The organism is Muricaecibacterium torontonense (assembly GCF_004793925.1).
GTDB lineage: Bacteria > Actinomycetota > Coriobacteriia > Coriobacteriales > Atopobiaceae > Leptogranulimonas > Leptogranulimonas caecicola.
In genome coordinates, this window is record NZ_SRYE01000001.1 from 745995 (window position 1) to 761326 (window position 15332).

Below are 15332 nucleotides of genomic sequence, written 5' to 3' on the forward strand. Positions count from 1 at the left end.
TCTTAAAGGGCCATAGATTTAGAGATTGAAAGCATAACTTGGTCGCTTTCTAGCTGGGCTAAGAGCGCGGTGAGGTCGGTGGCTACCGAGAAGATCTCTGCATTGGTGGCTGCCTGGGCTCCCTTACGCAGGGCGTCCAAAACTTTTTGGGTGGGCGCTTTAGGTATTTGATGGGATTCTAAAATGCGCGGCGTCTCCAGGATCATGCGCCCGGCCTCGTCAGGATCGTCGAGGGAGGCGACAAGCCCTGAGAGAAAGACGGCCGAGAGCGCCGCCACCGGCGTGGGATAGGTGGTGGCCATGGCCAGGCAGGCCACCGCCAGTTCGGTGTCTTCCAGAGCCATAGCCGCCGAGTTCAACAGATGATAGGCCTGGGCGGCCGCCCCCGGGTCATAAGTGGAAGCCAGAAGGTCTGTGAGCGTTTGGGCTGCCATGGCGCCGTCGCCCAGTTCCAGATAGGCCCTGGCCACTTGCAGCTGGGCTGGCGGGTAGAGCGGGGCGAGGTCCCTGGCATCGAGCGCCCACAGCAGCGCCTGGTCGTGGCGGCCCTGTTGGCTCTCCAGCAGGCTCAAGGCCAGCTGCCCCCGGAGATGGGAGAGCGGCGCCAAATGGGGCGCAGGCTCCAAGTCGCCATAAAACTGGTTGTAAAGGCTGCGCTCGGCGTAGTTGGCGAAACAGCGCCAGGGACGCCCGTCGTCCACCGCAGCCTCTAAAGATGCCTGGTGTTCTTTGAGCTGCCGAGAAAGGCGTGCCACCAAAGCCGGGATCCCTTCCTGCTGCAGCGAGCCCATGGCGTGCCCCAGCATCTGCTCCACGGGGTCCGGGCTGGTAAAGTCTGCCAGCACCTCCCAGCCGTTGGTCACGTCGAGCTCGCCCTCTACCAGGTGTTGGGCCACGCGGGTGCGCGCCTGGGCCACCGTGGGCTCGGGATGTTGGCCGCCAAGCGCCAGCACTTGGGAGACGGCATCTTGGCAGCGAGGCCCCAAGCTGGGCAGGATCCGCTCCATCAGCGAGGAGCGCAGCTGGCTTTCATCGATGCTTAGCTCCGCCACTTCCTGAGCCTTGAGAGGCCCTTGATAGCTAGCAGGTATTTCTCGGCAGGAATACTCAGGGCGCTGGGTGCGCCAGGCGGGGGAGAGCTGAGGGTCCTCCAAAGAGAAGCCGGCATCTACTGGCGTGCATTGGGCGCCGTCCCAACCCACGGTGCCTCCTAGGCGGCAAAAGAGGTCGATGCCGTCTTGAGAGGAGCTTAAATGAGCTTCTTTCATCTGCCTGCGGGAGAGCTTGGCCCACAGGAGGCAGGAGTGGCCCTGAGGGTTGTCTACATAGCCCTGCACCCACACAAAGGAAAGCTGAGGGCAGAGGGCGAAGGCCAGCGAGGCGCAGGTGAGCGCTTCTTTGCAGCAAAGGTCCAAGGAGGCTTGGGTGCGCATGGAGGCAGTGGCGCTCACCTGGCGGTCAAGATCGAACGACCAACGGCGCGAGGCCATGACCTCGGGATCTGTGGCAGGAATGGCAAAGGCGGCGAGGCCTGCCTGGAGGTTCAGGCGAAATTGGGCCTCGAAGGGATAGGGGGTGCGCAGGCGCTCCAAGCCCCAAGCGATGGCATGGCGGGCGTCCCACTCGCGGTAGGCGCCTTCTTGGGCTGCCGGGTCGACGAGGGCGCGCAACTGTCGCTGGGGCATGGCTTCCAGGTAAGTGGCGGCCTGCAAGAGCTGCTCAAAGGTAGGGGAGGGGCTGTTTTTGCAATGGTGATGCGCCATGAGCAGCCGGTTGAGGGCGGCGGTGAGGCGTTGGGCCGCCACCTCATAGCTGAAGGGGTAGGCGGCCAGGTCTATGCGGTAGCCCACCAGATGCCGGGTAGGCTGGGCCACGAAGCGCAGGGGTATGGGCTGTGAAGCCGCCTCGAGCAGCTTGGCATCCTCCAGCTCTTGAGCCAAGAAACGCTCGTAGGCGCTGGGGGCGCTGGCGTGCTCGGGATTTTCAAAGAGACCGTCTGCCTTAGCCTCGCGGGTGCGGATGTCTCCCAGGGCATCTTTCAAAAAGGTCAGGGGCTCTGCGGCTTGTAGCAGCTGCTGGAAGAAAGAGGTGAGGTCGAAGGAGTCCTCTTGGAGTGCGGGCGCCCCTTCCAGAAGCTCTTGGACCCTGTGCAGCGCCAGGGGGTCAAGCGCCTGGGCGCCACCTGATGATGCGTTGGGGACAGGTTGGCCAGAGAGCCGCGCCCTATAGAAGAGCGCCGCGCCGCCCAAGAGGACGCCAAGGATGGCCAGAGACCAAAAGGCCAGAGGGGCGACAGCCCCATGAGAAGGGGTCGAGGCATTGGCACAGCCCACAAAACCCATAAGGCACAGGAAGGCCCCAAAGGCGCACAGGCGGCTTTTGAAGTCGTTCAATGCGTGAGACGCGGGAACGTGCGGCTTCATGGCTCCCTCCCTTCAGGTCAGCGTGGCGCTTCTCAGTATAGGAGAAGTGCCGCTGAGTCGCCTTTTTGCGGGTTGTGCCAAGTTTTCCTTGCATTGAGAGAGGGTAAGGGCTAGATTATCTGTGAGCATATGAGCAGATGCACATATGATCACAAAACTAGCTGCCCGGCAGCCTGGCTGCTCGTGCCCATTGTTCTCAAGGAGACCCTATGAGCGATTCTCAACTCCCCCTCACCCCGCCGACTCCTTTGGCGCAGCCCCTGGAGCTTTCGGATCTTCTGGGCGATGAAGAGGTGGTCTATACCGCCACTCAAATCTTCGACGCCCTCTCTGACTACACGCGCTTCCAAATCTTGTCGGCGCTCATGGTGGGGGAGCGGTCAGTGGGGGAGCTGCAGGAGATTTGCTCGGTGTCTCAATCGGCCATCTCTCATCAGCTGCGCCTTCTGCGGGATCGAGGACTGGTGACTCAGCGCCGCGAGGGCCAACGATCCATCTACGCGCTGGCAGACGACCATGTGGCCATGCTCATCGCTGTGGGCTTGGAGCACGCCAATGAGATGAAGATCGGAGCGTAGGTTATGAGTGTGAACACATCTTCCCAGCCCAGCGAGCTGGAGGCTCAGGCGTGCGGAGCTGCTAAGGCCTGCGATCTAGAGGCTCATGAAGAACGGCATTGCTCGGACGGGTCGTGCGCGGATGAGCACGCAGGGATGCATCGTCACCACCATCAGGCAGCGACCGCTCATCAGCTGCAAGAAGAACCCACCTTCATCTTCAAGGTATTGGATATGGACTGTCCCAGCTGCGCCAAAGCGGTGGAAAACGCTGTGAGGGTGACCCCTGGCGTCAAAGACGCCAGTGTGAACTATGCGACGGCCACCCTGGCAGTGGTGGCCGATCCTGCCGCCCTTCCAGTGGATGTGGAGCGCGCCGTGCTCTCCTGCGTGCGCTCCTGCGGAGAAGACTTGGAGCTTACCCAAGCTCAGGCAGACCGCCTGGATGCCGAGCGCTCCTGGTTTGAGACCCATCGCGAGCTGGCATTGATGGCAGTCTCTGGCGTTGGGATTCTGGGCGGTCTTGTTGCCGAGTATGGCTTTGCTGCCTCGCTGGCCGCTCTTGGCTGCTATTTGGCGGCCGCTCTGGCGGGCCTGGCTTTTGTAGGGCCCATGGCCGTCGCCAGCCTGCGCCGCCACACCGCAGATATGAACCTGCTCATGGGCATCGCAGTGGCCGGGGCCCTCGTCATGGGCTTTGTCCAGTGGGCTTACGGCAACCTAGACCTGGATGTCTTTAGAGACGGCGCCGTGGTCATCTTCTTGGACCAGATCGGCGAGTGGCTCGAAGGCTGGTCCATGCGCAAGACCCGTGGCTCGGTGGAGTCGCTGGCGCAGCTGGCGCCCGATATTGCCCATGTGGTGCGTCCCGACGGCACCACCAAGGATGTGGAGCTTGATCAGGTCGAGGAGGGCGAGGTCGTCCGAGTGCTTCCCGGCGAGCGCGTTCCCCTGGACGGCACCGTCATTGCGGGCGCTTCCAGCTTTGATGAAGCGCCAGTGACCGGCGAGTCTGTGCCTCAGGACAAAGGCGAGGGGGCAGAGGTCTTTGGAGGCACCCTCAACACCATCGCTGCGGTGGATGTGCGCGTCACCTCCGACGCCGACTGCGGCACGCTGGCCCGCATCATCTCCCAGGTCCAGGGTGCCCAGGCCGAGAAGGCCCCCTATGAGGCCTTCGTAGATCGCTTTGCTGCCGTCTACACCCCGGCGGTGGTGGCCATCGCCTGCGCGGTGGGCCTAGGGGTCCCTGTGTGCCTTAGCGTGGTGGCTGCTCTTCTCGGCATGCCTATGCCCGACTGGTCTGCCTGGATCTGGCGCGCCCTTACCCTGCTGGTGATCGCCTGCCCCTGCGCGCTGGTGATCTCTACGCCGGTGTCTTTTGTGTCGGCCATCAGCCGCGCCGCCCATCTGGGCGTGCTGGTCAAGGGCGGCGCCTACTTTGACATTGGATCCAAGGTGGACGCCATCGCCTTTGACAAGACCGGCACGCTGACTCAGGGCGAGCCTGCACTGGTGTCGGTGGCGGTGCTGAGCGAGAGGGTGTCGCGCCAGCGTCTGCTGGCCTTGGCAGCGGCGCTGGAGGCCAACTCCACCCATCCCTTGGCTCAAGCTGTGGTGAAGGCCGCCAAAGACGAGGGTGCGCCCACGTTGGTGGCCGCCCAGGTGGCCGAGAAGGCCGGCAACGGCATGACGGGGCAGGTAGAGGGCTTGGAACTCTCCGTTGGCAAACCGGCTTTCGCCGCCGAGCAGGGAGCGCTGAGCGACGAGGCGCAGGCTGCCGTCAAGGCTGCAGCTGCTCAGGGCGCTACGGCGCTGGTAGTGAGGACTCCCCAGGAGCTTCTGGGCGTCATTGGCCTGGCAGACTCGGTGCGCTCCACCACTCCGGCTGCGCTTCAGGCGCTGGCCCATGATGGCATTCGCACCCAGGTGATGCTCACCGGCGACAGCGCTCAAGTGGCCCAGGTGGTGGCTAAGGGTCTGGGCGAGGTTCAGGTGGCCGCCGAGCTGCTGCCCGCCGACAAGGTTCAGGCCATCAAGGGGCTGCAGGCTCAAGACCACGTGGTGGCCATGGTGGGTGACGGCATCAACGACGCCCCGGCGCTGGCCAGCGCCAACCTGGGCATCACCATGGGCGCCGCTGCCTCTGACACGGCGCTGGAGGTGGCAGATGTGGCCCTTATGGCAGGGGATCTCTCCCAACTACCTGCGTTCTTTAGGCTGTCTAGGCGCACCATGGCGGTGGTGCGCGAGAACATCTTCTTTGCTATCGCGGTGAAGGCGACGGTGCTGGTGCTCGCAGTGATGGGCTTGGCGGGCATGGGGGCTGCCATCTTTGCCGACACCGGCGTGGCGCTTTTGGTGGTTCTTAACGGAATGCGTCTTATGTGCGCCTGGGACACCCGCTTCTAGGCTTCGAGGGCTACTCTTAAGGAGCTGTCTGTCACCCTAAGGCAAGGAGAGCTCTGTTGAAGCGCACCGCTGCCGCCCCGCTTACCTCTTATTTGGATGCCAAGCGTCCTCACCACATGGGCGTGGCCTGGCATGAATACCTCACCAATCCCGACGCTCTTGCCCCTGAGGCGACGTTGGATGACAAGGTCTCTGTGATATTGCGCACCGGTCAGCTGACCCTCTCTTCGGGGGACTCGGCCTGGCGGGTGCGCGACTTCATGAACCGGGTGGCCCATGTGCTGGGAGTCACTGTCCATGCGGATATCTCCCTGGTAAACATCGAGGCCACCTGCATACAGGGGGATCAGTCCATCACCGAGGTGGTGGCCAATGCGCAGGCTGGCGTCAACACCGAGCGCGTGCTCTATCTTGAGCACTATATCCATGAGGTGGAGGCCTTGGGCCCCGAGCTTACCATCGGCGCCTTCCATGACCTGTTGGACGTCATCGAGTCCAGGCCCCCGGCGCGCACTACCTGGCAGAGCGGCCTTGCCTCAGGTATCGCCTGCGGCTCCTTCGTCTTCTTGCTGGGCGGCGACCTTATCCAGATGGGCGGCGCGGCTCTGGGCGCCGGCTTTGGCCAGTACGTGCGCAAGCGCTTGGGTGAGCGCCATGTCAACCAGTTTGTCTGCGTGGCGGCTGCTGTGGCGGTCTCCTGCATCATCTATTTCCTCTGGCTTTTGGCGTTGAGCCTGGGGCTTCCTGACGCCTTCTCCCATGAGGAAGGCTATATTGGCGCACTGCTCTTCGTGATTCCAGGATTCCCTCTCATCACCTCGGGCTTCGACCTCTTCCAGTTCGAGATGCGAAGCGGCATCGAGCGGCTGGCCTACGCGCTCTCCATCATCCTCGCCGGAACGGCCATGGGGCTTTTGGTGGCCATGGCGGTACAGCTTTCCCCAGCCGACTTCCAGCCTCAGGGCTTAGGCCCTCTCGCCCTTACGCTCCTGCGGCTGGTCTTTTCCTTTTTGGGGGTCTATGGCTTCTCGGTCATGTTCAATTCCACCCCCCAAATGTGCTTCACTGCAGCCTGCATAGGCGCGCTGGCCAACACGACGCGCCTCTCGCTCGCCAGCTTTGGCGCATGGCCGCCCGAGGCGGCGGCATTTATCGGCGCCTTTGTGGCCGGGCTTTTGGCAGCCGTCTGCAACAAGCGGCATGCCATTCCTCGCACCGCCATCACCGTGCCTTCCATCGTCATCATGGTTCCCGGGCTCTACATGTATCGCGCGGTCTACTATATGGGCGTGGCCCAAGCCACCGACGCCATCGACTGGCTTATCCGCGCCGCCATCATCGTGGTCTTTTTGCCCATTGGCCTTTTGGCTGCCCGCGTCTTGACCGACGAGCGCTGGAGGTGCAGCTCATGACCCATCCCTACACGCATCTTGACTCCCAGCCTCAGGCTGCCGAGAAGCGTGCGCCTGTGCCGGCTGACGCTTTTGGGTCGGATGACCGGTTGTACGCAACCGGCAGCGCCGATGCCGCGACAGCGCCCGGCCTGCCCGGCGAGGATGACCCCAAGCAACGTCTCTACCGCCTTTTTGGCCCTGAGGCCCTCGGGCGCCTGGCTGCAAGTCGAGTGGCGGTCTTTGGCCTAGGCGGTGTGGGCTCTTGGTGCATGGAGGCTCTGGCCCGCGGCGGCGTGGGCGCCCTGGTGCTGGTAGACGGCGACCAGGTGGCGCTCTCCAACATCAACCGTCAGGCCATCGCCTTTCGCGACACGGTGGGCCAGCGCAAGGTGGCGGCTGCAGCTCAGCTGGTGCGGCGCATAGACCCTGCCCTCCAGCTGCAACTCTATGACCGATTTGTGCTCTCAGAAGACGTCCCGGCCCTTTTGGACGAGATAGGACCCGTCGACTACGTGGCCGACTGCATCGACTCCATCGCCACCAAGTTGGCCTTGGCCCAGGCCGCCCAAGACCGAGGCTTCGCTCTCATAAGCTCGGCCGGGGGCGCCAACAAGGTCTGCCCCGAGCTGGTCCAGGTGGCAGACATCACCCGCACCGTGAACGACCCCATCTGCCGCATCCTGCGCAAAGAGTGTCGCAAACGGGGCATTCGGCGCCTGCAGATGGTCTACACCCCCGAACAGCCCGTCCCAGTGCCCATGGCTCCCGGCGCCACCCGCAAAGAGCGTACCAACCTGGGCACCAGCTCATTCGTGCCCCCGATCATGGGGATGACCATGGCGGGCGCCATCATCCGCCAGCTCACCGGGATCGACTCATGAATATGCGAGCCGCCCGCCTCACAAAACCCAGCTATGCCTCGCCCGCATCGCCCTCTGTGCCTGCCTCGCCGGCCCGTATCTTTGCGCTGGCCGCGCGCCCCTTCTGTACCCCTGCTGCCGAGAAGGATGCACTCCAGCAAGATGGAGCGACTGCTGAGGCGCGGGCTTCTCGGCAAGGTGGGCAGGACGCTTCTTGGCACGACGCCGCGCCTCTTGTGGACATGCACCTGCATCTGGATTGGTACGGCGATCCTGGGGCGTTCGCTCGGGGGTTGAGTGCGCGCGGTGCGGGCTGCTTGGGCTGCACGGTGGAGCCTTGTGGCTATGAGACGCTGACGTCGCTGGTGGCCGGCGTCGAGCGGGTGCATCCGGCCCTGGGGCTGCACCCCTGGTATATGGGGGAGGAGCTGCTCTTGCTGCGCAAGCTGGATGCCTTTTGCCAGCTGGCGCAAAAGACGCGCTTTATTGGCGAGGTGGGGCTGGACTTTGGCAAGGCGCACCGGGAGAGCGCGGAGCGGCAGCGGGCGGCGTTTGCCCGGGTGTGCGAGGCGGTGCAGCCGGGCTCGGTGATGTCGATCCACAGCGTGCGCTCGGCATCTGCGGTGCTCGATGTGCTGGAGGCCAGCGGCCGCCTGGCCGACTGCACCTGCATCTTCCACTGGTTTAGCGGCACTTCCAAAGAGCTGGCGAGGGCCCGGGAGGCAGGGTGCTTTTTCTCGGTAGGGCCTTTCATGCTCAAGAGCCGTCGAGGCAGGGAGTACGCGCGCCAGATTCCCGCAGCGCAGCTGCTGCTGGAGACCGACTTGCCAGAGTGCCCTGGCACCCCAGGCGATGCGGCTGCCCATGCGGCGTTGCTGGAAGAGACGCGGTGCGCCATTGCGGAGCTCAAGGGGTTGTGAGGGCTACCGATTCCCATGGGGGTTGGCGGAGGCGCTTGTGCATGTGTGTTCGTCCGTCTTGCTCGCGCGGAAAGCGCGCGAGCAGGTCATAGGGACTCGTTATTAGTGGAGTTAGGTGCACTGGGGTTTTATAAAACCCCAGTGCAGTCGAGGGTGGTAATAACGAGAAACTCATGTTACGCATTGTTTTTCGGGCTAGAACCATGCAAGAGAGGCTCTAATAACGAGAATCATGGGCGGACGAGGCTGCGAGCGGCCACAGTGAGGTGGTGGCTGAGGATCCAGCATGCTCATAAGCGCTGTGAGCAAGTGACTCGCTTTGTGAGCAAGTGACTCCGCAGAAAGACCTGCGGCCAGCACATGAGGAAGCTTTTCAAAAAGCGGTGTAGGTACCAAAAAGGCCACCATTGGCCCTATATACTAAATAACTATACATTTTAGGAAAAATATACGTAACAGGTGTCACAATAATACGTCATAAAATACAATATATGATGAAATACAATTTCATGATTCTCTGAATGAAGACTGGCAAACAGTTTCCTAATGTCCAAGGGCGCTACTTGAAAAGCAGGTGTACTAGGACCAGTCGAAAGCCAAGATGTCCCCAAAAAATCTTGATGCATCACAAGGTAAACATGGAATAATCATGCTTTAGACCAGCAAAGCCGCTAGGCTCAACCGTCACAAAAAGAAAATGTTGCGCAATAGTGCGAAGTTTAATTATTGCCCCAAAGATATCGATAGCCATATATTAAGGCATACGTATGCTGAAACGCAGCTATAAACGGGCTATATACATCTACGGGGGTAGAAATGAAATGCAAGGGACTGGCGACGAAGATCTTTGCCTGGCTGCTCTCCTTTGTGATGGCGCTCACTCTGGTGCCTGTGGCGCCGCAGCCGGCGTTGGCGGAGAATGGCGCCAGAAGCGTCTCTGCGCAAGCGGACAGCGATGATCTTCAGTTTAAAGAAGGCCACATCAAGGTTTCGGGCAAGGTGACCGTAGCCTCGGACAAGCAGCTGGTCCAAGACCTCAAGTGGACCTTCCCCTTTGAGAATCCGCTGCGCCCGGGCGAGGGCATCGCAGACCCTGGCCGCCCCTACAAATACATCATCTGGCAGTCGAAGAAGGCTACCAGCTCCAATGCCTGGAGCGCCTGGGAATCCAGAAGCGCCTACAGCGATTCCAACAAGATCCGCGTGCTCAATGTGGCGCCCAACGGCGCCTCTACGGCTTATCTCAAAAACTGGATGAACACTCCTACCACAGATCCCACCACTGGCCAGCGCGTGACGGTGGGCCGCGACCTTATGGACATCACGGCCATCACCTTGGCCGACTACAACGCCAACCCCAACGGCTATCTCATGGAAACCGTGAAGGATGCCCAAGGAAACGACATTCAGCAGTACAAGTACGACGTCATCATGTTTGGCACTTACGATGCCAACGCCGGCGGCGACCTCAATGCTGCCTCCCGCGATGCCACTGTGGCTTTTGCCAAGCATGGCGGCGGCCTCATGTTTGGCCACGACACCATCACCGGCTCAGCCTCATCTACCTCCGATCCCTATGCCGACAACGCTTCCAAGCAACTGCACCACCCCTACTTCAACCGCTTTGCCCGCAAGGATTTCCTGGATATCTTCCCCGGGCAGGGCGGCACCACCTACATGCTCAACAACTGCAAGGTCATCGACACGGGCTTTTTGACCTCGCGTCCCTGGGACCTCAACGGCAAAACGCTTTCCATTCCCACCACCCATGTGTTGGGGCAAAGGGTGCTGGCCGGCTCCAATGCTCGCGTGTGGATGCAGATGAGCGATGGCGCAGGCAATGTGCAGGGGATCCGTTTCACGCAGGGCAATGGCACCGACAACTACTATCTGGTCACCAACGGCTCCAACGCCATGATCCAGACCGGCCACTCCAGCGGGCAGGCCACCGTGGACGAGTGCAAGGTCTTCGCCAACACCCTGCTCTACATCGCCCAGGGCTCGCGCTACACCTCTGGCTCCGACCTCTCCTTTGCCGACGAGGACGCCCCCTCTGCCGCCAACGCCTCCCTGCGCCGAGTGAATCTCACTCCCGATGGGTGGCACTACTCGGCCACGCTCAATTTGCGCGGCTCGGTGGATGCGGGCACCCAGTTTGCCTACAAGATCCAGGGCATTCCCCAGGCAACCTTGCAAAACGCCCCCGAGTATGTGGAGGTGTGGAGCGATCCTGAGACCCTCGATGACGCTCCTGCCGATAAAACCGCCTCCCTGGTGCAGACAGCCCTCTCTGGCCTGCGTGGCTACTATGTGCGGGCAGTGGACACAAACAAGGATCCTGTGGCTATCACCAAGTCCCAGGTGAACGCCTCTCAGATCATTCCTGCCTCCAACAGCACCGACACGGTGACCTATACCTCGGCTCAGAACCTGAATCTGGACACTCAGTACTACGCCCATGTCTATGCCGTGGACTGGGCAGGCAATGTGAGCGGCGATGTGGTGGTGCCCATCCAGGTGCTGGAACGTCGGGCTCACTTCCATCGCAATGAAGATGGAGCCTCCGAGCCGGCGACCGCTGATGACGAGGCCCAGTCCCTCTTTACCAACAACCACATCATTGCCAGCTATCCCGACGACCCCGTGCGCGAGGGTTACCGCTTTGACGGCTGGTACCTTAACAACGCAGGTACCGGGGAGAAGATTGTGCCTGAGGGAACCTACCCGCCTTCTGGCGCAGACACCAAAGAGCCCTTCCACGTCTACGCCAAGTGGGTGAAGACTTGGGATCTCATGGTGAGCCAAAAAGGCAACGGCACCACCAGCATCCAGGTGGAGGGCCAAGACCCTGCGCCTATCGACAGCCAGGCCCATACCTATGACACGGGCACCAAGCTCTCGGTGAACCTCAAGGCACCCGAGGGCGGCTCAATCGGCGCTGTCTGGCTGGACGACGAGCTGCTGGACCCAGCACGATATGCCGGAGGCACCCTGAACCTTGGGGCGCTGGAGGCAAGCCATCATGTGGTGGTGGAGTACTTGTCGGCACCGGTGGATCCTGCAGACTACGCTCAGGTGGCCACCAAGCTTACCGGCGATGCAGGCAGCTCCACCATCACCAAGTCCACCATTGTGGCCACCGACGACAGCGGGGCATCCAACTACAAGGTGGAGTGGAAGCTCGATTCCACCCGTGAGCTGGAGATGATCTACATCGACGGCGTGGAGCGCCCGGACCTGGTGGCGGCAGGGGCAACCTCGGTCACCTTCTCTCAGGTGGACCGCGACCACGAGGTCGAGGTGAAGCTCAAGCCGGCAGGCACTTCCAGCTCGGCGGGAGATCATCAGGTGGCCACGCGCCTCACGGGCGGCCCCGGCACGGTGAGTCCCACGGTGCGCGTGGCTGACGGCCAAGGCGCCACGGTGACGGCGGCCATCGACCCGGAGTACGCCTCCTCCTACGACATCAAACAAGAAAACATCACCGTCACCGACGCCGACGGCGCCAAGGTGAACCCCGTGAGCATCACGGTGCAGGATGACGGTTCGGTGGCTATCGAGCTGCCTGCCGACTCCAAGGACTGCACGGTGGAGGTCAAGCTCACGCCCAAGGATCAGGCAGGAAACATCACCCTGTCCGAGGAGGAGCAGATCTCCATCGACACTCGGGTGACAGGCCAGGGGACCATCACGCCCTCGGCCATCGTCAAGCGCGGCAGCGACTACCCGGTAGCCTGGGAACCCGCCGAAGGCTGGATGCTCCAGGGCGTGACCATCGACACGGTTCGCTCCTTCTATCCCGAGCGCTCCCTGGCCGATCGCCTGTCCACCAAGGAGACCGACGTTTCTCAGAGCCAGAACCTGCTGCGCTCCATGCTCAAGATCGCCTCGCCCGAGCGCCTGAGCTCCCTTCTGGCCGACGGCCCTGGCGATCCCGCTGTCAGCGAGGACCCTGTGGCTCCCAAGCCTGACGCGGTCATCGACGATACGGGCTCCTATCCCTTCTATAAGGTGGATCGCAATCACACCATCCATGCCACATTCGTGAAGGCCGATGTCATCACTACCAAGCCCGAGGACCACCAAGAAGACACGTGCCGCGTTGAGACTCAGATCGTGAGCGAGGGCCCCGGCTCCATCACCGCCAGCGCCAACGCACTGGCCAAGGGCTCAAACTACCCTGTATCCTGGGACGTTCCGGAGGGCTTCACCGTCACCGGTGTCTTTGTGAACGGTCAGGCTCGTCCCGACCTCCTTACCGCTGGCTCTGTGAGCTTGAACGACCTCCAGGCCGACGCCTCCGTCAAAGTAGTGGTCGAGAAGACCCGCGCCGGCTCCGGCCTCAAGGTCAAGGAGCTTCCCGATGGGATCGCGGCCTTTGTCTACAATGGCACCCAGCCGGGCTCCAAGGTGCTCTCCACGTTGGAATCGCTCAATGAGAACGAGGCTGCCGCCTGGGCGACTTCCCTTGCCGAGAAACACAACCGCTCCTTCCTGGGGTGGACCACTACGCCGGAAGCCCCGGTGCTCCTGACCACCAACGACGTGCTCTCCCAGGGTTACACCACGGTCTATCCCGTCTTTGGCGCCTCTTCCCACAAGGGTGTGCCTTCCAACACGCCCAGCGGCCCCGCAGACCCGGACAACCCGGATAATCCTGACAACCCAGACGATCCCAGCGATCCTGACAACCCTGGCGGCCCGGATGATCCCGATAACCCCAGCGACCCAGATTCGCCCGACAAGCCCGTCGATCCTGAGAGCGAGCCGATAGACCCGGATACGCCCAACATCACCCCCACGCACGACCCCACCATCGATCCTTCCAAGGAGGGCGACACCTTTATCACCAAGGTACTGCGCAACCTCACCCATCCTCGCGGCGTGAACCGCATCGGCGACACGGTGCGCTACTACATCACCGCACAAAACAACCGCCTCACCAACTGGCAAAACGTGACGGTTTCTGACCCTCTGCCGGTGGGTGTGGTGCCCCAGGCAGGAACCATGAAGCTCATCGTGCGCGATCTTGCCAACTTGGAGGGCGGCACTGCATTGGCGGTACCCGACAGCGCCTATGACGCTGCTACTCGTCGTGTGACTTACAGCTTGGGCGACGTGGCGCCTGGCACCGCTAAAACCTTGGTGTTCGACGCTTCGCTTACCACCGACGCTCTCCAGGACCAGCCTTTGGGCACCCCGGTGCAAAACAGCGCCAGCGTGTTGGGCACCACCGACGGCACTCGCACGCCTGAAGATCCCAGCCACCCCGACGACCCCGATCTTCCCGACGTTCCTGCAGGCCCCACCGGCGGTCTCACCACCGACGTAGTGCTGCCCGACGACGGTGCCGTCCACTGGGCGTCGCCAGACATCTCCATCATCAAGGACGCACAGAACCTCACGGCCCCCGGTGCCCCCATTACCCGCGTGGGCGACCGCCTGGCTTATGCCATCGAGCTCAAGACCACCAAGGATGACTCCGCCATCGAAAACGGCATCATCACCGATGCCCTGCCCGAAGGCGTCGAGATCGACCTTTCCACCCTCAAGCTCCAAATCAAGGACAAGGAGCCCTTCTCGGTAGCTCCCGAGGCTTACGATCCTGAGACTCGCACCCTCTGCGTTACCTGCGGCACCCTCATGAAGGGCGAGGTCGCAAAGCTCACCTTTGAGGTCACTGTCACCCAGGCAGCTCACGGGCTCATGATCCCCAACGTGGCAGTGGGCACAAACTTGCTGGTAGGACCCAATGACACGGTGAAGCCCGGCGACCCCTGGACCGATCCTGTTCATCGCGGTGGCACTGAGTCTCAAGAGGCGTTCCCCGGCGAGCAGGACTCCACGCATCCGGTGGTGTGGGCAGATCCTCAGCTCTCGATCGAAAAGACTGCCGAGAACCTCACCCATACCGATGAATGGTATCTGGGTGACAAGGTGGGCTATACCGTCAAGCTAGTAAATACCCTGGACATGTCTATGAGCTTCGACACGCTACTGGTAGACGTCATGAGTGATGGGCTCGAGCTGGATACCTCTTCGCTCAAGCTCATGCTTCCCGACGGCACCACGCAGCCGTTGGCCATGAGCGACGTGGAGTTTGACCGCGCGACCAACACCCTGCGTGTGCCGGTGGGCGATCTTGCCGGTGGTCAACAGGTGACCTTGACCTACGAGGCTGCCATCCGCGAACCCTCCATGCCTGGCAAGATCGTCAACAGCGTCTCGGCGGTGGGCTCGGGCGAAGCTGGCTCCCTTGCTCCCGGTGAAGGCGCAGCTGCTACAGAGATCGAGGCCAAGGCTACTGCCACTGCCACTATCGTGTACCCGGTGAACGGGCGCTTCGGCCGCTTGGGCCGCATGGGCGACGAACCTGTCTTCTGGGGTGCGCTGGTGCTTTTAGCTGCGGGTGCCACCACTACCCTGGTTTACCTGCGTAGGCGTCGCGCCTAGTTGCCCTAGACGGGAGTGGCGTCGAGCTTGAAATGACGCTAAGCTCGCACCGTTCGCACCGTTAAAAGCCCTCTTGACCCTGGCGGGCCAAGAGGGCTTTTATGCAGAGCACATGCTGGGTTTTCCTTTGTTCCACAGTGTTTGAGAGAACGCAGAGAATGTGGGAGTAGTGGGCGTTGAGAAATAAGGCTGCCATGTGACATTGACTGGTCGCTTTGACAGCCGGCATGCTGCTTTGGCAGCCGGCTCGTTATTATCGCGATTTCTGCACTGGGGTTTTGTAAAACCCCAGTGCAACTAGACGCACTAATAA

The 15332-nt window shown here is 61.9% G+C and carries 7 protein-coding genes; 6 read left to right on the plus strand and 1 reads right to left on the minus strand.

What is annotated here, in order from left to right; genetic code table 11:
- Positions 1–2: 2 nt before the first annotated feature.
- The gene (locus E5334_RS02990; protein ID WP_136012104.1) at positions 3–2423 is read right to left on the minus strand and encodes a tetratricopeptide repeat protein; all 2421 of its coding nucleotides are present in this window, start codon (positions 2421–2423) and stop codon (positions 3–5) included.
- Positions 2424–2632: 209 nt separating this feature from the next.
- Between E5334_RS02990 and E5334_RS02995 the strand changes: the two genes are divergently transcribed.
- From E5334_RS02995 to E5334_RS03020, 6 genes are all read left to right on the plus strand, one after another.
- Positions 2633–3001, plus strand: coding sequence for an ArsR/SmtB family transcription factor (locus E5334_RS02995; protein WP_136012105.1), 369 nt, complete (start codon positions 2633–2635; stop codon positions 2999–3001).
- A gap of 3 nt (positions 3002–3004) precedes the next feature.
- Positions 3005–5392: a heavy metal translocating P-type ATPase gene (locus E5334_RS03000; protein WP_136012106.1), complete on the plus strand. Its 2388-nt coding sequence runs from the start codon at positions 3005–3007 to the stop codon at positions 5390–5392.
- Between the two features lie 56 nt (positions 5393–5448).
- The gene (locus tag E5334_RS03005; protein WP_136012107.1) at positions 5449–6804 is read left to right on the plus strand and encodes a threonine/serine exporter family protein; all 1356 of its coding nucleotides are present in this window, start codon (positions 5449–5451) and stop codon (positions 6802–6804) included.
- The gene (locus E5334_RS03010; RefSeq protein ID WP_136012108.1) at positions 6801–7667 is read left to right on the plus strand and encodes a tRNA threonylcarbamoyladenosine dehydratase; all 867 of its coding nucleotides are present in this window, start codon (positions 6801–6803) and stop codon (positions 7665–7667) included. Before E5334_RS03005 ends, E5334_RS03010 begins: the two co-directional genes overlap by 4 nt.
- Positions 7664–8566, plus strand: coding sequence for a TatD family hydrolase (locus tag E5334_RS03015; RefSeq protein WP_136012109.1), 903 nt, complete (start codon positions 7664–7666; stop codon positions 8564–8566). The genes E5334_RS03010 and E5334_RS03015 overlap by 4 nt, the downstream gene beginning before the upstream one ends.
- Positions 8567–9382: 816 nt before the next feature.
- Positions 9383–15019: an InlB B-repeat-containing protein gene (locus E5334_RS03020; RefSeq protein WP_136012110.1), complete on the plus strand. Its 5637-nt coding sequence runs from the start codon at positions 9383–9385 to the stop codon at positions 15017–15019.
- Positions 15020–15332: the final 313 nt, after the last annotated feature.